Raw genomic sequence first — 19,780 nt, forward strand, 5'->3', positions numbered from 1 at the left:
CCGTCTGGAGTGCATATGCATAGCAAAACAACTTAAAAGAGATAATGAAAAATGAAAAGTCGTTTATATGTATGACGCTGCAGGGGAGAGCGGTAAAAAAAACGGCCCGCAGAGCGGACCGTTTATCGCGTTTGCTAATGTCAGGATCAGGCGGCAGTCAGCACGGCGTCGATGGTGTCATCTTTGCGCAGTGTCAGGATTTCGCAGCCGGTTTCGGTGACCACTATCGTGTGCTCATACTGTGCAGACAGGCTGCGGTCTTTGGTTTTCACCGTCCAGCCATCTTTCATGGTGCGAATACGGTAATCACCTGCGTTTACCATCGGCTCGACGGTAAACGTCATGCCCGCTTGCAGCACCACGCCACCATCGTCCGCATCATAGTGCAGCACCTGCGGCTCTTCATGGAAGCCGCGACCAATACCGTGACCGCAGTATTCGCGCACGACGGAGAAGCCCTGAGCTTCGACATATTTCTGAATTGCTGCGCCAAGGGTGCGCAGGCGGATACCCGGTTTGATCATGCGCAGCGCCAGATAGAGGCTCTCCTGCGTGATATGGCACAGACGCTCCCCCAAAATAGTCGGCTTACCGACGATAAACATTTTGGAGGTGTCGCCGTGGTACTCATCTTTAATTACGGTCACGTCGATATTGACGATATCGCCATCTTTCAACAGTTTTTCGTCATCCGGAATACCGTGGCACACCACTTCGTTAATAGAGATGCACACCGATTTCGGGAAGCCGTGATAACCCAGGCAGGCGGAGATGGCATGCTGCTCTTTGACAATGTAGTCGTTGCAGATGCGATCGAGTTCGCCCGTGCTGACGCCCGGCTTAATGTACGGTTCAATCATTTCCAGCACTTCGGCGGCGAGTCGGCCCGCGACGCGCATTTTTTCGATTTCTTCAGGTGTCTTAATAGAGATAGCCATGGAATGTGTCCATCAGTGTCGATTTTTTCGACTATACCAGGATTAGTGCTGTCAATGGTAACAGTCGAGCAACTGTTGTGCCAAATCGAGAATCATTAACAGCACGCTGCGTCAACAACTATTGGTTTCCGGCGGTGTTTTATGGTATAAAGCGCGCCGGACTTCCGTTCCTGTTTTGGGATGGGAGCCACAAATCTCACTTTGTGTAATAACACACACGTATCGGCACATATTCCGGGGTGCCCTTCGGGGTCGGTAATATGGGATACGTGGAGGCATAACCCCAACTTTTATATAGAGGTTTTAAACATGGCAACTGTTTCCATGCGCGACATGCTCAAGGCTGGTGTTCACTTTGGTCACCAGACCCGTTACTGGAACCCGAAAATGAAGCCGTTCATCTTCGGTGCGCGTAACAAAGTTCACATCATCAACCTTGAGAAAACTGTACCGATGTTCAACGAAGCGCTGGCTGAGCTGAACAAAATTGCTGCTCGTAAAGGCAAAATCCTGATCGTTGGTACTAAACGCGCTGCAAGCGAAGCGGTGAAAGAAGCTGCTCAGAACTGCGACCAGTTCTTCGTGAACCATCGCTGGCTGGGCGGTATGCTGACTAACTGGAAAACCGTTCGTCAGTCCATCAAACGTCTGAAAGACCTGGAAACTCAGTCTCAAGACGGTACCTTCGACAAGCTGACCAAGAAAGAAGCGCTGATGCGCACTCGTGAGCTGGACAAGCTGGAAAACAGCCTGGGCGGTATCAAAGACATGGGCGGCCTGCCGGACGCACTGTTTGTTATCGACGCTGACCACGAGCACATCGCAATCAAAGAAGCAAACAACCTGGGTATCCCGGTATTTGCTATCGTTGATACCAACTCCGATCCGGACGGCGTTGACTTCGTTATCCCGGGTAACGATGACGCAATCCGTGCTGTTAGCCTGTACCTGAATGCCGTTGCTGCTACCGTTCGTGAAGGCCGTTCTTCGGATCTGGCTACTCAGGCGGAAGAAAGCTTTGTAGAAGCTGAGTAATAAGGCACGCTCGTTGAGCCCCTTATTGAGCAGGTAGTACCGAGTTTGGTTAGGGGGCCTGTTAATGGCCCCCTTTTTCACTTTTAAGCCTGTTTGGTTGCAAACCGTGCAGGTCATATCTCTCCCGAGGAATAAAGAATGGCTGAAATTACCGCATCCCTGGTAAAAGAGCTGCGTGAACGTACTGGCGCAGGCATGATGGATTGCAAAAAAGCGCTGACTGAAGCGAACGGCGACATCGAGCTGGCGATCGAGAACATGCGTAAGTCTGGTGCGATCAAAGCGGCGAAAAAAGCAGGCAACGTTGCTGCTGACGGCGTGATCATCACCAAAATCGACGGCACCTACGGCATCATTCTGGAAGTTAACTGCCAGACTGACTTCGTGGCAAAAGACGGTGGTTTCCAGGCATTTGCTAACAAAGTTCTGGACGCAGCGGTTGCTGGCAAAATCACTGACGTTGAAGTTCTGAAAGCGCAGTTCGAAGAAGAGCGCGTTGCACTGGTTGCTAAAATCGGTGAGAACATCAACATCCGTCGCGTTTCCGCTCTGGAAGGCGAAGTGCTGGGTTCTTACCAGCATGGCGCGCGTATCGGTGTTCTGGTTGCGGCTAAAGGCGCTGATGGTGAGCTGGTTAAACAGCTGGCAATGCACATCGCTGCAAGCAAGCCGGAATTCGTTAAACCGGAAGACGTATCCGCTGAAGTAGTTGAAAAAGAGTACCAGGTTCAGTTGGATATCGCCATGCAGTCTGGCAAACCGAAAGAAATCGCAGAGAAAATGGTTGAAGGCCGCATGAAGAAATTCACCGGCGAAGTTTCTCTGACTGGCCAGCCTTTCGTTATGGATCCGAGCAAATCTGTTGCTCAGCTGCTGAAAGAGCACAATGCTGACGTAACTGGCTTCATCCGCTTCGAAGTGGGCGAAGGCATCGAGAAAGTTGAGACTGACTTCGCAGCAGAAGTTGCTGCAATGTCCAAGCAGTCTTAATCAATAAAAGGAGCCGCCTGAGGGCGGCTTCTTTTTATGCCCTTCATCTGAAAATCAGCCAGCACACTAGTGTTTGCGCTGGCAGGCGACGTATCATAAGCGCCGGTATTAACCCCGTCCAATTGTTGACAGTCTCAGGAAAGAAACATGGCTACCAATGCAAAACCCGTCTACAAACGCATTCTGCTTAAGCTGAGCGGCGAAGCGCTCCAGGGATCCGAAGGCTTCGGTATTGACGCGAGCATTCTTGACCGTATGGCGCAGGAAATTAAAGAGCTGGTCGAACTTGGGGTTCAGGTTGGCGTGGTGATTGGTGGCGGCAACCTGTTCCGTGGGGCGGGTCTGGCGAAAGCGGGTATGAACCGCGTAGTGGGCGACCACATGGGTATGCTGGCGACCGTGATGAACGGCCTGGCAATGCGTGATGCGCTGCATCGTGCCTATGTGAACGCACGTCTGATGTCCGCGTTCCCGTTAAATGGCGTTTGCGACAATTACAGCTGGGCAGAGGCGATTAGCCTGCTGCGCAACAACCGCGTGGTCATTTTCAGCGCCGGTACAGGTAACCCGTTCTTTACTACCGATTCCGCGGCGTGCCTGCGCGGTATTGAGATTGAAGCGGATGTGGTGCTGAAAGCGACCAAAGTGGACGGCGTGTTTACTGCCGATCCGGTGCTCGATCCGACCGCCACGCTGTGCGAACAGCTGAGCTACAGCGAAGTGCTGGATAAAGAACTGAAAGTGATGGATCTGGCGGCCTTTACGCTGGCTCGCGACCATAAACTGCCGATTCGCGTGTTCAACATGAACAAACCTGGCGCGTTGCGTCGTGTTGTCATGGGCGAAAAAGAAGGCACATTGATTACGGAATAATTCCCGTAAGCAATAAATAAAGGTAAGATTCCGCTTTAATTTATTGAGCAGTTCTTTCTGGCATCTTCAGGGTGCCAAAAATTGAACAGGCTATACTTAGCACACCCGCCGTATGGCCTGCCTGCGACAAGATTTCAAGGATCCGTAACGTGATTAGCGATATCAGAAAAGATGCTGAAGTACGCATGGATAAATGCGTCGAAGCGTTCAAAACTCAAATCAGCAAAGTACGCACTGGCCGCGCTTCTCCGAGCCTGCTGGATGGCATCGTTGTGGAATACTACGGTACGCCGACTCCGCTGCGCCAACTGGCTAGCGTTACCGTCGAAGACTCCCGTACGCTGAAAATCAACGTGTTTGACCGCTCAATGAGCCCGGCTGTTGAAAAAGCGATTTTGACCTCTGATCTCGGTTTAAACCCGAGCTCTGCGGGTAGCGATATTCGCGTTCCGCTGCCGGCACTGACGGAAGAACGTCGTAAAGATCTGATCAAAGTCGTACGCGGCGAAGCTGAACAAGCGCGTGTTGCGGTACGTAACGTTCGTCGTGACGCGAACGATAAAGTGAAAGCACTGCTGAAAGACAAAGAAATCAGTGAAGACGACGATCGTCGTTCTCAGGATGACGTACAGAAGCTGACCGATGCTGCAATCAAAAAAGTGGATGCGGCGCTGGCGGATAAAGAAGCAGAACTGATGCAGTTCTGATTCGAAACAAACCGACTAAAACGCCGTACAGAGAGCCGCGAGAGTGGCTTTGCTGGCGGCGTTTTGCTTTTTATCCTTGCAACGTTGTGAGCGTTTCATGAAGCATTTAACTCTTCTGGGCTCAACGGGTTCTATTGGTTGCAGCACGCTGGCGGTGGTTCGCCACAATCCCGATCGTTTCTCCGTTACTGCGCTGGTTGCCGGTAAAAATGTTACCCGCATGGTTGAGCAGTGCCTTGAGTTTTCTCCCAAATTTGCGGTGATGGACGATGACCAAAGCGCGCAACAGTTAAAGCGCGCTTTGCGGGAACACGGCAGCCGAACAGAAGTGCTGAGCGGTCAACAGGCAGCCTGTGAAATGGCGGCGCTGAGCGGTGTCGATCAAGTGATGGCGGCCATTGTGGGCGCTGCGGGCCTGGTGCCAACGCTTGCTGCTATTCGTGCCGGGAAAACGGTGCTGCTGGCGAATAAAGAGGCTCTGGTGACGTGCGGTCGCTTGTTTATGGAGGCGGTGAAGGAGAGCGGGGCGCAGCTTTTGCCGGTGGACAGCGAGCATAACGCTATTTTTCAGAGTTTACCGGAAACAATTCAACATAACCTGGGGTACGCTGATCTGGAGCAGAATGGCGTTTCGTCTATTCTGCTTACCGGGTCTGGTGGCCCGTTCCGGGAGACACCGCTTTCCGATCTGACCGCAATGACGCCGGATCAGGCGTGTCGGCACCCGAACTGGTCAATGGGGCGCAAGATCTCCGTTGACTCCGCCACTATGATGAATAAAGGTCTGGAATACATTGAAGCGCGCTGGTTGTTTAATGCCTCTGCCCGCCAGATGGAAGTGTTGATTCACCCGCAATCGGTGATCCACTCCATGGTGCGTTACCAGGATGGCAGTGTATTGGCACAACTGGGTGAACCGGATATGCGTACGCCCATCGCTCATACGATGGCCTGGCCGGAACGAGTGCCGTCAGGTGTTAATGCCCTCGATTTTTGCAAACTAAGTTCGTTAAGTTTCGCGCAGCCCGATTTTGACCGCTATCCTTGCCTGAAGCTGGCCATTAATGCTTCAGATGAGGGGCAGGCGGCAACAACGGCGCTCAACGCGGCGAATGAGGTCACTGTTTCGGCATTCCTGGCATCTGCTATCCGTTTCACAGATATTGCCGCCCTGAATCTTTCTGTGCTTGAACAGATGGATTTGCGCGAACCGCAGAGCATTGATGACGTGCTGGCTGTGGATGCACAGGCACGCGATGTTGCGCAAAAACAAGTGATGCGCCTCGCAAGCCAGTGATATTACAGCGATGAGTGACGGTGCTATTTGTTAGCGTTGGGCTTCGGTGATATAGTCTGCGCCACAAAATTGCCAGTTGGTATTATGGCGTTTGGTGTAAGCCGTGGTTTACACGGCTTTTTTGCGTAAAGGCTTTTGTATTCCTGAGTACCGCTAAATCCTTTTCAGGGACTAAAACGCGTTATGTTGTCTGCTAACCAACCGATAAGCGAAAGTTTGCCAACGCATGGCTGCCGCCATGTAGCGATAATTATGGATGGCAATGGTCGCTGGGCGAAAAGACAAGGGAAACTCCGGGCTTTTGGTCATCGGGCCGGAGCGAAGTCTGTACGCCGTGCGGTCTCTTTTGCCGCCAATAATGGTATTGATGCGCTGACGCTTTATGCTTTTAGTAGCGAGAACTGGAATCGCCCGGCGCAGGAAGTGAGTGCGCTGATGGAGTTGTTTGTGTGGGCGCTGGATAGCGAAGTAAAAAGCCTGCACCGTCATAATGTGCGTTTACGCATTATTGGCGATACCAGTCGTTTTAATACGCGTTTGCAGGAGAGAATCCGCAAAGCGGAAGCGTTAACCGCCCAGAATACCGGGCTGACGCTGAATATCGCAGCGAACTATGGTGGACGCTGGGATATCGTACAGGGAGTACGGCTGCTTGCCGAGCAGGTGCAGGAAGGGCTTTTACGCCCGGATCAAATTGATGAAGAAACGCTCAATAAGCAAGTCTGCATGCACGAGCTGGCTCCTGTGGATTTAGTGATTAGGACTGGTGGGGAACATCGCATAAGTAATTTTTTACTTTGGCAAATTGCCTATGCCGAACTTTACTTTACAGATGTTCTTTGGCCCGATTTTGATGAACAAGACTTTGAAGGTGCGCTGCATGCCTTTGCCAATCGAGAGCGTCGTTTCGGCGGTACCGAGCCAGGTGGCGACAAAGCCTGATGGGGGTTGCTTTTGCTGAAGTATCGCCTGATTTCTGCTTTTGTATTGATACCCATTGTTATTGCAGCGCTTTTTTTGCTGCCGCCGGTGGGATTCGCGATCGTTACGCTCGCTGTTTGCATGCTCGCTGCGTGGGAGTGGGGGCAACTGAGCGGCTTTACTTCCCGGACTCAGCGGGTTTGGTTGGCCGTATTATGCGGGTTTTTACTCGCGCTTATGCTATTTACGCTGCCGGAGTATCACCATAATACCCATCATCCGCTAGTGACGATCTCGCTCTGGGCATCTCTGGCTTGGTGGCTGGTGGCGTTGGTGCTGGTGCTAAGTTACCCGGCATCCGCTGCGGCGTGGCGCCATTCTAAAATTTTGCGCCTGATTTTCGGTATCTTGACGATTATCCCTTTCTTCTGGGGCATGTTGGCACTGCGCGTGTGGCATTACGATGTAAACCACTACAGCGGCGCGCTGTGGTTGCTGTATGTGATGATCCTCGTTTGGGGCGCAGATTCAGGCGCTTATATGTTTGGCAAACTGTTTGGCAAACATAAGCTTGCACCGAAAGTCTCGCCGGGAAAAACCTGGCAAGGTTTCCTGGGGGGCTTGCTGACTGCGGGTATTATCTCCTGGGGCTACGGCGCATGGGCGAATCTGGATGTAACCTCATCTACGCTCTTTGTTTGCTCGGTGGTCGCGGCGTTAGCCTCTGTATTGGGCGATCTCACGGAAAGTATGTTCAAGCGTGAAGCCGGAATTAAAGATAGTGGGCATCTAATTCCGGGTCATGGCGGTATACTGGATCGCATTGACAGCCTGACAGCGGCAGTTCCTGTATTTGCCTGCCTGTTATTGCTGGTTTTCAGGACGATTTGACGGAAGGTTTTATGCTGAGCATTCTCTGGAATCTGGCGGCGTTCATTGTTGCGCTTGGTGTATTGATCACCGTGCATGAATTTGGCCATTTCTGGGTTGCTCGCCGCTGTGGCGTGCGGGTTGAGCGTTTTTCCATCGGTTTTGGAAAAGCGCTCTGGCGTCGCACCGACAAACACGGTACCGAATTTGTCATCGCTCTGATCCCCCTGGGCGGTTATGTCAAAATGCTGGATGAGCGCGTTGAGGCCGTTGCGCCGGAAATGCGCCACTACGCTTTCAATAATAAAACGGTTGGCCAGCGCGCCGCCGTTATTGCTGCCGGTCCCATCGCTAACTTTATCTTTGCCATCTTCGCTTACTGGCTGGTGTTTATCATCGGTGTCCCTGGCGTTCGTCCGGTTGTTGGTGAAATAACGCCCAACTCTATCGCTGCAAACGCGCAAATTGCACCCGGCACGGAACTTAAAGCGATTGATGGCATCGAAACGCCTGATTGGGATGCAGTGCGCTTACAGTTGGTGTCTAAAATCGGCGATAGCCAGACGACCGTCAGCGTAGCGCCATTCGGCAGTAACAATCGTCAGGAAAAAGTGCTGGATTTACGTCACTGGGCCTTTGCGCCTGATAAAGACGATCCGGTTATGTCGCTCGGGATTCGTCCTCGCGCGGCGCAGCTTGAACCGGTGCTTGCGGAGGTGCAACCCGGTTCCGCTGCCAGCAAAGCGGGTTTGCAAGCTGGCGACAGGATCGTTAAAGTCGATGGTCAGCAGTTAACGCAGTGGATGACGTTCGTTACGCTGGTACGGGATAACCCAGGTACGTCGTTAGCGCTGGAAGTGGAAAGGCAAGGGGCTCCCTTGTCTTTGACGTTGATACCGGATACAAAGCCCGGTAGCAAGGCAGAAGGGTTTGCGGGCGTGGTGCCCAAAGTCATTCCTCTGCCAGATGAATACAAAACAGTACGCCAGTACGGGCCATTTAGCGCCATCGTTGAAGCCACGGATAAAACCTGGCAGTTGATGAAGCTAACGGTCAGTATGTTGGGGAAATTGATCACCGGTGATGTAAAACTGAACAACCTCAGTGGGCCGATTTCTATCGCTCAGGGGGCTGGGATGTCAGCGGAGTTCGGGTTGATTTACTACCTGATGTTCCTTGCTTTGATAAGCGTGAACTTAGGCATTATTAACCTGTTCCCTCTGCCTGTTCTTGACGGCGGACATCTGCTGTTTTTAGCGATTGAGAAGCTGAAGGGCGGACCGGTATCCGAGCGAGTTCAAGACTTTAGTTATCGCATTGGCTCTATCTTGCTGGTGCTGTTAATGGGGCTTGCACTTTTCAATGATTTCTCTCGCTTGTAAGAGAGTTTGTTAGGAAGAACGCATAATAACGATGGCGATGAAAAAGTTGCTCATAGCGTCGCTGCTGTTTAGCAGCGCCACCGTATACGGTGCTGATGGATTCGTAGTGAAGGATATTCATTTCGAAGGCCTACAGCGTGTCGCCGTTGGTGCGGCCCTCCTCAGTATGCCAGTTCGTCCTGGCGATACGGTGAATGATGAAGATATCAGTAACACCATTCGCGCGTTGTTTGCCACCGGCAACTTCGAGGATGTTCGTGTCCTGCGTGATGGTGATACGCTCCTCGTTCAGGTGAAAGAACGCCCGACAATCGCCAGCATCACCTTCTCCGGCAACAAGTCGGTGAAAGATGACATGCTGAAACAGAACCTTGAAGCTTCTGGCGTCCGTGTGGGTGAATCACTGGATCGCACCACCCTCTCCGATATCGAAAAAGGGCTGGAGGACTTCTACTACAGCGTGGGTAAGTACAGCGCCAGCGTCAAAGCTGTCGTCACCCCATTACCGCGTAACCGTGTTGACCTGAAGCTGGTCTTCCAGGAAGGCGTTTCCGCGCAAATCCAACAGATTAATATTGTTGGCAACCATGCCTTCACGACCGAACAGCTGATCTCCACGTTCCAGTTGCGCGACGAAGTGCCGTGGTGGAACGTTGTCGGCGATCGTAAATACCAGAAACAGAAACTGGCGGGCGACCTGGAAACCCTGCGCAGCTACTACCTGGATCGCGGTTACGCACGTTTCAACATTGATTCGACTCAGGTTAGCCTGACGCCGGACAAAAAAGGCATCTACATTACGGTTAACGTGACCGAGGGCGATCAGTACAAGCTCTCTGGTGTGCAGGTTAGCGGTAATCTCGCAGGACACTCTGCGGAAATTGAAAGCCTGACGAAAATCGAGCCGGGCGAGCTGTATAACGGTGCCAAAGTGACCAAAATGGAAGATGACATTAAAAAGCTTCTTGGTCGCTATGGTTATGCCTACCCGCGTGTTCAATCGCAGCCTGAAATCAACGACACGGACAAAACGGTTAAGCTGCATATCAACGTTGATGCTGGCAACCGCTTCTACGTGCGTAAGATCCGCTTTGAAGGTAACGATACTTCTAAAGATTCCGTACTGCGTCGCGAAATGCGCCAGATGGAAGGTGCGTGGCTGGGCAGCGATCTGGTTGATCAGGGTAAAGAGCGTCTGAACCGTTTGGGCTATTTTGAAACTGTCGATACGGAAACCCAGCGTATTCCGGGTAGCCCGGACCAGGTTGATGTCGTTTATAAGGTGAAAGAGCGTAACACCGGTAGCTTTAACTTCGGCGTTGGCTACGGCACCGAGAGTGGCGTCAGCTTCCAGGTTGGCGTTCAGCAGGATAACTGGTTAGGTACCGGTTACTCTGTCGGTATCAGCGGAACCAAAAACGACTACCAGACTTACTCTGAGTTCTCTGTCACCAACCCGTACTTTACGGTGGATGGCGTGAGCCTCGGCGGTCGTATCTTCTATAACGACTTTAAAGCGGATGATGCGGATCTGTCGTCTTATACCAACAAGAGCTACGGCCTTGATGGTACGCTCGGTTTCCCGATCAACGAATACAACACGCTGCGCGCTGGCTTAGGCTATGTTCATAACAGCCTGTCGAAGATGGAGCCGCAGGTGGCAATGTGGCGTTATCTGGACTCCGTGGGGCAGAATGCCAGCACGCAGAACGACAGCAACGGTTATTCGGCGGATGATTTCACCTTTAACTACGGCTGGACTTACAACAACCTTGACCGTGGTTATTTCCCGACGAAAGGTTCGCGCGTCAACCTGAACGGTAAAGTGACGGTTCCGGGCTCGGATAACGAGTTCTACAAAGTTACTGTCGACACCGCATCTTACTTCCCAATTGACGACGATCACAAATGGGTGGTCTTAGGTCGTACACGTTGGGGATACGGTGATGGTTTAGGTGGCAAAGAGATGCCGTTCTATGAGAACTTCTACGCAGGTGGTTCCAGCACCGTGCGTGGCTTCCAGTCCAATAACATTGGTCCGAAAGCGGTTTACTACGGCGGGAACAACCAGAGCAACTGTAAGAACACCGTTGCAGACTCACTCTGTAAGTCTGATGATGCGGTGGGCGGTAACGCAATGGGCGTTGTTAGCGCCGAGCTGATTACACCAACGCCGTTTATCAGTGACAAATATGCCAACTCTGTGCGTACCTCGTTCTTCTGGGATGCAGGTAGCGTGTGGGATACAAACTGGCAAAATACCGCGCAGATGAAAGCGCTGGGTATTCCGGATTATAGCGATCCGAGCAATATCCGCATGTCTGCCGGTATCGCATTACAATGGATGTCCCCATTGGGGCCGTTGGTTTTCTCCTACGCCCAGCCGTTTAAAAAGTACGATGGAGACAAAGCGGAACAGTTCCAGTTTAACATTGGTAAAACCTGGTAACGCCGTACTGCAATGGAATGCACCAGCAGTGTAGTGATGGCTGAGGCTTTCAATGAAAAGCCCAGCCACGCAAAGAACTGTACCTCCGGGTACAAACGGGATGGTAAGGAGTTAATTGTGAAAAAGTTGTTATTAGCTGCAGGTTTCGGTTTGGCAATGGCTGCGTCAGCTCAGGCCGCTGACAAAATTGCGATTGTCGATATGGGTAGCCTGCTGCAGCAGGTTGCGCAGACTTCCGGCGTTTCTCAGACCATGAAAAACGAATTCGGCGGTCGCGCAAGCGAACTGCAAAGCATGGAATCCGACCTGCAAGCAAAAGCACAGCGTTTGCAGCGCGATGGTTCCACGATGAAAGCAAGCGATCGCAGCAAGCTGGAAAAAGACATCACTTCTGGCCGACAGGCATTCGCTCAAAAAGCGCAGGCTTTCGAACAGGATCAGGCTCGCCGTTCTAATGAAGAACGCGGCAAGCTGGTGACTCGTATCCAGACCGCAGTGAAAAAAGTGGCTTCTGATCAGGGTGTTGATCTGGTTATTCCTTCCAACGCCGTTATTTACAACAGCAACGATGTAAAAGACATCACCGCTGATGTACTGAAACAGGTTAAATAAGTAATGCCTTCAATTCGACTGGCTGATTTAGCTCAGCAGTTGGATGCAGAACTACACGGTGATGGCGATATCGTCATCACCGGCGTTGCGTCCATGCAATCTGCCGTAGCAGGCCACATCACTTTCATGGTCAATCCTAAGTATCGTGAGCACCTGACTGCATGTCAGGCCTCTGCCGTTGTAATGACGCAGGACGATCTTCCCTTTGCCAACAGCGCTGCGCTGGTCGTAAAAAATCCTTACCTGACCTACGCACGTATGGCGCAAATTCTTGATACCACGCCGCAGCCTGCGCAGAACATCGCGCCTGGAGCAGTGATTGATCCAACGGTTAAGCTTGGTAGCAACGTAGCAATTGGTGCGAACGCCGTGATCGAATCCGGCGTCAGCCTGGGCGATAACGTCGTCATCGGCCCGGGTTGCTTCGTTGGGAAAAATACGAAAATTGGCGCGGGTTCGCGTCTGTGGGCCAATGTGTCCATTTACCATGAGATTGAGATCGGTGAAAATTGCCTGATCCAATCCGGCACGGTGATAGGTTCCGATGGCTTTGGCTATGCCAACGATCGTGGCAACTGGGTTAAAATCCCACAGCTTGGTCGCGTCATTATCGGCAATAACGTTGAGATCGGCGCATGTACGACCATCGATCGTGGTGCGCTGGATGATACTTGCATTGGTAACGGCGTCATCATTGATAACCAGTGTCAGATTGCACATAACGTTGTGATTGGCGACAATACCGCGGTTGCCGGTGGCGTCATCATGGCGGGTAGTTTGAAAATTGGTCGCTATTGCATGATTGGCGGCGCCAGCGTAATCAACGGGCACATGGAAATTTGCGACAAGGTTACCGTAACGGGGATGGGGATGGTCATGCGTCCTATCACTGAGCCGGGTATTTACTCCTCAGGTATCCCGCTGCAACCAAACAAAGTGTGGCGAAAAACCGCAGCCCTGGTGATGAATATCGATGATATGAGCAAGCGCCTGAAAGCTATCGAGCGCAAGGTTAATCAACAAGACGAATAATTCATCCGCATAACGCTTGTACACAGAAGAATTCGGGGGGACAGAAAAGCCTCTGCACCTCGAAGAATAAAGTGTATATACTTCCCGGCCTGTTGGCATTCTTATGATTGCCGCGGGCCGTGTTATTATTGCTTTTTAGTATATTTGGACAGGAAGAGTATTTTGACTACTGACACTCATACTCTGCACATTGAAGAGATCCTCGAGCTTCTGCCGCACCGCTACCCGTTCTTACTGGTGGATCGCGTGCTGGATTTTGAAGAAGGTCGTTTTCTGCGCGCAGTCAAAAATGTTTCGGTAAACGAGCCGTTTTTCCAGGGGCACTTCCCTGGCAAACCGATTTTCCCGGGCGTGCTGATCCTTGAAGCAATGGCGCAGGCAACCGGTATTCTGGCGTTTAAAAGCGTTGGCAAACTGGAGCCGGGTGAGCTGTATTACTTCGCCGGTATCGACGAAGCGCGCTTTAAGCGTCCTGTTGTGCCAGGCGATCAGATGATCATGGAAGTCACTTTCGAAAAAACCCGCCGTGGCCTGACCCGTTTTAAAGGGGTTGCGCTGGTAGACGGTAAAATTGTTTGTGAAGCTACTATGATGTGTGCACGTAGCCGGGAGGCCTGATACGTGATTGATAAAACCGCCTTTATTCATCCTACTGCCATTGTTGAAGACGGTGCCGTTATTGGTGCTAACGCTCATATTGGCCCATTTTGTATTGTGGGACCTCACGTTGAAATTGGTGAGGGCACCGTACTGAAATCTCACGTCGTCGTGAATGGTCATACGACTATTGGTCGTGACAACGAGATTTATCAGTTCGCCTCCATCGGCGAGGTTAACCAGGATTTAAAATATTCTGGTGAACCGACTCGTGTGGAAATTGGCGATCGCAACCGCATTCGCGAAAGCGTCACCATCCACCGTGGCACAGTACAGGGTGGTGGGTTGACGAAGGTGGGCAGCGATAACCTGCTGATGATCAACGCGCACGTTGCGCACGATTGCACCGTTGGAAATCGCTGTATCCTCGCAAATAACGCAACGCTGGCGGGGCATGTTTCCGTCGACGACTTTGCAATCATCGGCGGCATGACCGCAGTGCATCAGTTCTGCATTATCGGTGCACACGTGATGGTTGGCGGCTGTTCTGGCGTTGCCCAGGACGTACCGCCTTACGTGATCGCTCAGGGCAACCATGCCACACCATTCGGTGTGAACATTGAAGGCCTGAAACGTCGCGGCTTTAGCAGAGAAGCGTTAGTGGCTATCCGTAATGCGTACAAATTGCTGTACCGCAGCGGTAAAACGCTGGAAGAGGCGAAACCGGAAATTGCTGAGCTTGCCGCTAAGCATCCGGAAGTTGACGCATTCATGCAGTTCTTTGAGCGCTCAACACGTGGTTTGATCCGTTAATGATCGACGCGCGTCCTCTTACGATAGCCCTCGTCGCCGGAGAAACCTCCGGCGATATTCTTGGTGCCGGTCTTATCCGTGCGCTGCGAGCTCGCCTGCCGAACGCGCGTTTTGTTGGCGTCGCGGGGCCGCGTATGCAGGCCGAAGGCTGTGAAGTCTGGTATGAAATGGAAGAGCTGGCAGTGATGGGCATCGTTGAGGTGCTGGGCCGCTTGCGCCGTCTGCTGCATATTCGCGCCGATTTAACCCGTCGTTTTAGCGAACTGAAACCGGATGTCTTTGTCGGCATCGACGCGCCAGATTTCAATATTACTCTCGAAGGTAATCTGAAACAGCAGGGTATTAAAACCATCCATTATGTCAGTCCGTCCGTCTGGGCGTGGCGACAAAAACGTGTTTTCAAAATCGGCAGAGCCACCAATCTGGTGCTCGCGTTTCTGCCTTTCGAAAAAGCGTTTTACGATAAATTTAACGTACCGTGTCGTTTTATTGGCCATACCATGGCGGATGCCATGCCGCTGGATCCCGATAAGAACGCGGCGCGGGCGCACCTGGGTATTGCCGATAACGTGCATTGTCTGGCTTTGTTGCCGGGCAGCCGCGGGGCGGAAGTCGAAATGCTAAGTGCAGACTTCCTGCGCACCGCGCAATTGTTGCGTGAGCGCTACGCCGATCTTGAAGTGGTTGTTCCGTTGGTCAATGCGAAACGGCGCGAACAGTTTGAACGCATCAAAGCGGAAGTCGCACCCGAGCTGCCGGTGCATATGCTTGATGGCCAGGCGCGGGAAGCGATGATCGCCGCAGACGCCGCACTGCTGGCTTCAGGAACCGCTGCGCTGGAGTGCATGCTGGCGAAATGCCCGATGGTGGTTGGCTATCGGATGAAGCCTTTCACTTTCTGGCTGGCAAAACGGCTGGTAAAAACGCCTTATGTGTCGCTGCCAAACTTGCTTGCCGGGCGTGAGCTGGTTAAAGAGTTGCTCCAGGATGAATGCAATCCCCAGGCGCTCGCTGCTGCGCTGGAACCCTTGCTGGCCAACGGCAAAACCAGCCACGAGATGCACGACATTTTCCGCGAGCTGCATTTGCAGATTCGCTGCAATGCCGATGAACAGGCGGCTGACGCCGTACTGGAGTTAGCACAATGATAGAGTTTGTTTATCCGCATACGCATTTGGTTGCGGGTGTGGATGAAGTCGGTCGCGGCCCGCTGGTGGGCGCGGTGGTGACAGCGGCGGTGATCCTCGATCCCGAGCGTCCTATTGTCGGTCTGAACGATTCTAAAAAATTATCCGAAAAACGCCGTTTGTCGCTCTGCGATGAGATCAAAGAGAAAGCGCTGGCCTGGAGTCTTGGCCGCGCGGAGCCGCATGAAATCGACGCGTTGAACATTTTGCATGCCACCATGCTGGCGATGCAGCGCGCTGTTGCCGGGCTGGCAATTGCGCCCGAGTTCGTGCTGATCGACGGTAACCGTTGCCCGACTTTGCCGATGCCTTCGCTGGCGGTGGTAAAAGGCGATAGCCGTGTCGCAGAAATCAGCGCCGCGTCGATTCTCGCCAAAGTGACCCGCGATGCGGAGATGGCCGAACTTGATATCATTTTTCCGCAATATGGCTTTGCGCAGCATAAAGGCTATCCTACGGCTTTCCATCTGGAGAGACTGGCGGAGCACGGCGCAACCGAGCATCACCGACGCAGCTTTGCGCCGGTCAAACGCGCGTTGGGTCTTGTGTCCTGATTCTTGTGTACGTGAAATAAACCAGGCTGGGATCTAAAAATGGCTGAACCACGTTTCGTACACCTGCGGGTGCATAGCGACTATTCCATGATTGACGGGCTGGCGAAAACCGGGCCGCTGGTGAAAAAGGCGGCCGCGCTCGGCATGCCTGCGCTGGCGATCACCGATTTTACCAACCTGTGTGGTCTGGTGAAGTTTTACGGAACGGCGCACGGTGCCGGGATGAAGCCTATCGTCGGTGCTGATTTTCATGTGCAAAGCGATCTGCTTGGCGACGAACTGACGCAGCTCACCGTTCTCGCTATCAACAACACCGGTTATCAAAACCTGACGCTGCTTATTTCGCGCGCCTACCAGCGTGGTTATGGCGCGCTCGGCCCGTGGATTGACCGCGACTGGCTGCTGGAGCTCAATGAAGGGTTGATTCTGCTTTCCGGCGGGCGCATGGGCGACGTGGGTAAAAGCGTGCTGCGTGGCAATAGCGCACTGGTAGAGCAGTGTCTTGAGTTCTATAAAACCCATTTTCACGATCGCTACTACCTGGAGCTGATCCGTACGGGGCGAGCGGACGAAGAGTCTTACTTGCATGCCGCCGTCGCGCTGGCAGAAGAGCATGGCTTGCCGGTTGTTGCGACCAACGATGTGCGGTTTATTGATGCCGACGACTTCGACGCCCATGAGATCCGCGTTGCGATCCACGACGGTTTTACCCTTGACGATCCTAAACGCCCGCGTAACTATTCGCCGCAGCAATACATGCGCAGCGAAGAGGAGATGTGCGAACTCTTCTCGGATATCCCGGAAGCGCTGGAGAACACGGTCGAAATCGCCAAACGCTGTAACGTCACCGTGCGTCTGGGCGAATACTTCCTGCCGCAGTTCCCGACGGGTGAGATGACCACTGAGGATTTCCTCGTGGCGAAATCCAAAGAGGGGCTGGAAGAGCGACTGGAATTCCTCTTCCCGGATGAGAACGTGCGCGCTGAAAAGCGCCCGCCTTATGATGAACGTCTCGATATTGAACTCCAGGTTATCAACCAGATGGGGTTCCCGGGCTACTTCCTCATCGTGATGGAGTTTATCCAGTGGTCGAAAGATAACGGCGTGCCGGTAGGGCCGGGCCGTGGTTCCGGTGCGGGTTCGCTGGTTGCTTATGCGCTGAAAATTACCGACCTTGATCCGCTGGAATTTGACCTGCTGTTCGAACGTTTCCTTAACCCGGAACGTGTGTCGATGCCTGACTTCGACGTCGATTTCTGCATGGAAAAACGCGACCAGGTTATCGAGCACGTGGCGGATATGTACGGGCGTGATGCGGTATCGCAGATCATCACCTTTGGTACCATGGCGGCGAAAGCGGTTATCCGCGACGTTGGTCGTGTGCTGGGTCACCCGTATGGCTTTGTCGACCGAATTTCAAAACTGGTGCCGCCCGATCCGGGGATGACGCTGGCTAAAGCGTTTGAAGCCGAACCGCAACTGCCGGAAATTTACGAAGCCGACGAAGAGGTCAAAGCGCTGATCGATATGGCGCGCAAGCTGGAAGGGGTGACGCGAAACGCCGGGAAACACGCCGGTGGTGTGGTTATCGCGCCAACCAAAATCACCGACTTTGCGCCGTTATATTGTGATGAAGCCGGTCAGCACCCGGTTACCCAGTTCGATAAAAACGACGTGGAATATGCGGGTCTGGTGAAGTTCGACTTCCTTGGGCTGCGTACGCTGACCATCATTAACTGGGCGCTGGAGATGATTAACGCCCGGCGCGAGAAGAACGGCGAGCCACCGCTGGATATCGCCGCTATTCCGCTGGATGACAAGAAAAGTTTCGACATGCTGCAACGCTCGGAAACCACGGCGGTTTTCCAGCTTGAATCCCGCGGCATGAAAGACCTGATCAAACGCCTGCAGCCTGACTGCTTCGAAGATATGATCGCACTGGTGGCACTGTTCCGTCCGGGCCCGCTGCAATCAGGCATGGTGGATAACTTTATCGACCGTAAACACGGGCGGGAAGAGATCTCCTACCCGGATGTTCAATGGCAGCATGAGAGTCTGAAGCCGGTGCTGGAGCCAACCTACGGCATCATTTTGTATCAGGAACAGGTGATGCAGATTGCCCAAGTACTTTCGGGTTATACCCTTGGCGGCGCGGATATGCTGCGCCGTGCGATGGGTAAGAAAAAGCCGGAAGAGATGGCCAAGCAGCGCGGCACGTTTGAGGAAGGCGCGAAGAAAAACGGCGTCGACGGCGAACTGGCGATGAAAATCTTCGATCTGGTGGAAAAATTCGCCGGTTACGGATTTAACAAATCGCACTCTGCCGCCTATGCTTTGGTGTCATACCAGACGCTGTGGCTGAAGGCGCACTATCCGGCTGAGTTTATGGCGGCGGTAATGACCGCCGATATGGACAACACCGAGAAAGTGGTTGGCCTGGTCGATGAGTGCTGGCGCATGGGGTTGAAAATTCTGCCGCCGGATATCAACTCGGGTCTGTACCATTTCCACGTTAATGACGATGGCGAAATTGTTTACGGCATCGGCGCGATCAAAGGCGTGGGGGAAGGCCCGATCGAGGCGATCATTGAAGCGCGTAACAACGGCGGCTATTTCCGTGAACTGTTTGATCTATGTGCCCGCACCGATATCAAAAAACTCAACCGCCGGGTGCTGGAAAAACTGATTATGTCCGGGGCGTTTGATCGCCTTGGCCCGCATCGCGCTGCGCTAATGAACGCGCTGGGCGATGCGCTAAAAGCTGCCGATCAGCACTCGAAAGCCGAGGCCATTGGGCAGGCGGATATGTTTGGCGTGCTGGCAGAAGAGCCGGAGCAGATCGAGCAGTCCTACGCCAGCTGCCAGCCGTGGCCGGAACAGGTGGTGCTGGACGGTGAGCGTGAAACGTTAGGGTTGTACCTGACGGGTCACCCGATTAACCAGTATTTAAAAGAAATTGAGCGCTATGTCGGAGGCTATCGGCTGAAAGACATGCATCCGACCGAACGTGGGAAAGTGACCACGGCGGCGGGGCTCGTCATTGCCGCGCGGGTTATGGTCACCAAGCGCGGCAATCGTATCGGCATCTGTACCCTGGATGACCGTTCCGGGCGTCTTGAAGTGATGTTGTTCACTGACGCCCTGGATAAATACCAGCAACTGCTGGAAAAAGACCGCATACTTATCGTCAGCGGACAGGTCAGCTTTGATGACTTCAGTGGGGGGCTTAAAATGACCGCCCGCGAAGTGATGGACATTGACGAAGCCCGGGAAAAATATGCCCGTGGGCTTGCTATCTCGCTGACGGACAGGCAAATTGATGACCAGCTTTTAAACCGACTCCGTCAGTCTCTGGAACCCCACCGTTCGGGAACCATTCCAGTACATCTCTACTATCAGAGGACGGATGCGCGCGCGCGATTACGCTTCGGCGCAACGTGGCGTGTCTCTCCGAGCGATCGTTTACTCAACGATCTGCGTGGCCTCATAGGTTCGGAGCAGGTGGAACTGGAGTTTGACTAAT

Annotated in this window: 17 protein-coding genes; 16 read left to right on the forward strand and 1 reads right to left on the reverse strand. The window is 53.0% G+C overall.

The features are described from left to right. Positions 1–146: 146 nt before the first annotated feature. Entirely contained in the window at positions 147–938 is a 792-nt protein-coding gene (map, locus tag ACFX4U_RS15480) for a type I methionyl aminopeptidase (RefSeq protein ID WP_313510123.1), read from the reverse strand. Positions 939–1,247: 309 nt separating this feature from the next. On the opposite strand from map, the gene rpsB reads away from it, so the two are divergent. The 16 genes from rpsB to dnaE all read left to right on the forward strand — a co-directional run bounded on the left by rpsB (position 1,248) and on the right by dnaE (position 19,779). Next, the gene (gene rpsB / locus ACFX4U_RS15485; protein ID WP_017457995.1) at positions 1,248–1,973 is read left to right on the forward strand and encodes a 30S ribosomal protein S2; all 726 of its coding nucleotides are present in this window, start codon (positions 1,248–1,250) and stop codon (positions 1,971–1,973) included. A 138-nt stretch (positions 1,974–2,111) separates the two neighbouring features. Then, on the forward strand, positions 2,112–2,963 hold the full coding sequence (tsf, locus tag ACFX4U_RS15490) for a translation elongation factor Ts (RefSeq protein ID WP_039057386.1): 852 nt from the start codon (positions 2,112–2,114) through the stop codon (positions 2,961–2,963). Between the two features lie 147 nt (positions 2,964–3,110). Next, the gene (gene pyrH / locus ACFX4U_RS15495; protein WP_017457997.1) at positions 3,111–3,836 is read left to right on the forward strand and encodes a UMP kinase; all 726 of its coding nucleotides are present in this window, start codon (positions 3,111–3,113) and stop codon (positions 3,834–3,836) included. A gap of 149 nt (positions 3,837–3,985) precedes the next feature. Beyond that, on the forward strand, positions 3,986–4,543 hold the full coding sequence (gene frr, locus ACFX4U_RS15500) for a ribosome recycling factor (protein ID WP_017457998.1): 558 nt from the start codon (positions 3,986–3,988) through the stop codon (positions 4,541–4,543). Positions 4,544–4,640: 97 nt separating this feature from the next. After that, complete coding sequence (ispC, locus tag ACFX4U_RS15505) at positions 4,641–5,840, forward strand: 1-deoxy-D-xylulose-5-phosphate reductoisomerase (protein WP_305737068.1); 1,200 nt, start codon at positions 4,641–4,643, stop codon at positions 5,838–5,840. 183 nt (positions 5,841–6,023) lie between these two features. Then, positions 6,024–6,782, forward strand: coding sequence for a (2E,6E)-farnesyl-diphosphate-specific ditrans,polycis-undecaprenyl-diphosphate synthase (gene ispU / locus ACFX4U_RS15510; RefSeq protein WP_200552610.1), 759 nt, complete (start codon positions 6,024–6,026; stop codon positions 6,780–6,782). Between the two features lie 12 nt (positions 6,783–6,794). Next, on the forward strand, positions 6,795–7,652 hold the full coding sequence (cdsA, locus tag ACFX4U_RS15515; RefSeq protein WP_065369273.1) for a phosphatidate cytidylyltransferase: 858 nt from the start codon (positions 6,795–6,797) through the stop codon (positions 7,650–7,652). Positions 7,653–7,663: 11 nt separating this feature from the next. Further along, positions 7,664–9,013, forward strand: a complete 1,350-nt coding sequence (rseP, locus tag ACFX4U_RS15520; protein WP_097401314.1) for a sigma E protease regulator RseP — start codon at positions 7,664–7,666, stop codon at positions 9,011–9,013. A 31-nt stretch (positions 9,014–9,044) separates the two neighbouring features. Then, entirely contained in the window at positions 9,045–11,462 is a 2,418-nt protein-coding gene (gene bamA / locus ACFX4U_RS15525) for an outer membrane protein assembly factor BamA (protein ID WP_200552607.1), read from the forward strand. A gap of 117 nt (positions 11,463–11,579) precedes the next feature. After that, the gene (gene skp / locus ACFX4U_RS15530; RefSeq protein WP_020456611.1) at positions 11,580–12,074 is read left to right on the forward strand and encodes a molecular chaperone Skp; all 495 of its coding nucleotides are present in this window, start codon (positions 11,580–11,582) and stop codon (positions 12,072–12,074) included. 3 nt (positions 12,075–12,077) lie between these two features. Continuing rightward, a complete protein-coding gene (gene lpxD, locus ACFX4U_RS15535; protein WP_380218391.1) occupies positions 12,078–13,106 on the forward strand; it encodes a UDP-3-O-(3-hydroxymyristoyl)glucosamine N-acyltransferase in 1,029 nt (342 codons plus the stop codon). 162 nt (positions 13,107–13,268) lie between these two features. Next, on the forward strand, positions 13,269–13,724 hold the full coding sequence (gene fabZ / locus ACFX4U_RS15540; RefSeq protein ID WP_017458006.1) for a 3-hydroxyacyl-ACP dehydratase FabZ: 456 nt from the start codon (positions 13,269–13,271) through the stop codon (positions 13,722–13,724). A gap of 3 nt (positions 13,725–13,727) precedes the next feature. Then, positions 13,728–14,516, forward strand: a complete 789-nt coding sequence (lpxA, locus tag ACFX4U_RS15545; RefSeq protein ID WP_380218395.1) for an acyl-ACP--UDP-N-acetylglucosamine O-acyltransferase — start codon at positions 13,728–13,730, stop codon at positions 14,514–14,516. After that, positions 14,516–15,664: a lipid-A-disaccharide synthase gene (gene lpxB, locus ACFX4U_RS15550; protein ID WP_313511208.1), complete on the forward strand. Its 1,149-nt coding sequence runs from the start codon at positions 14,516–14,518 to the stop codon at positions 15,662–15,664. The genes lpxA and lpxB overlap by 1 nt, the downstream gene beginning before the upstream one ends. Then, positions 15,661–16,257: a ribonuclease HII gene (gene rnhB / locus ACFX4U_RS15555; RefSeq protein WP_313511203.1), complete on the forward strand. Its 597-nt coding sequence runs from the start codon at positions 15,661–15,663 to the stop codon at positions 16,255–16,257. The genes lpxB and rnhB overlap by 4 nt, the downstream gene beginning before the upstream one ends. A gap of 39 nt (positions 16,258–16,296) precedes the next feature. Next, complete coding sequence (gene dnaE, locus ACFX4U_RS15560; protein ID WP_305737065.1) at positions 16,297–19,779, forward strand: DNA polymerase III subunit alpha; 3,483 nt, start codon at positions 16,297–16,299, stop codon at positions 19,777–19,779. Position 19,780: the final 1 nt, after the last annotated feature.

It is taken from the genome of Kosakonia sp. YIM B13588, from assembly GCF_042788165.1.
Lineage (GTDB): Bacteria > Pseudomonadota > Gammaproteobacteria > Enterobacterales > Enterobacteriaceae > Kosakonia > Kosakonia sacchari.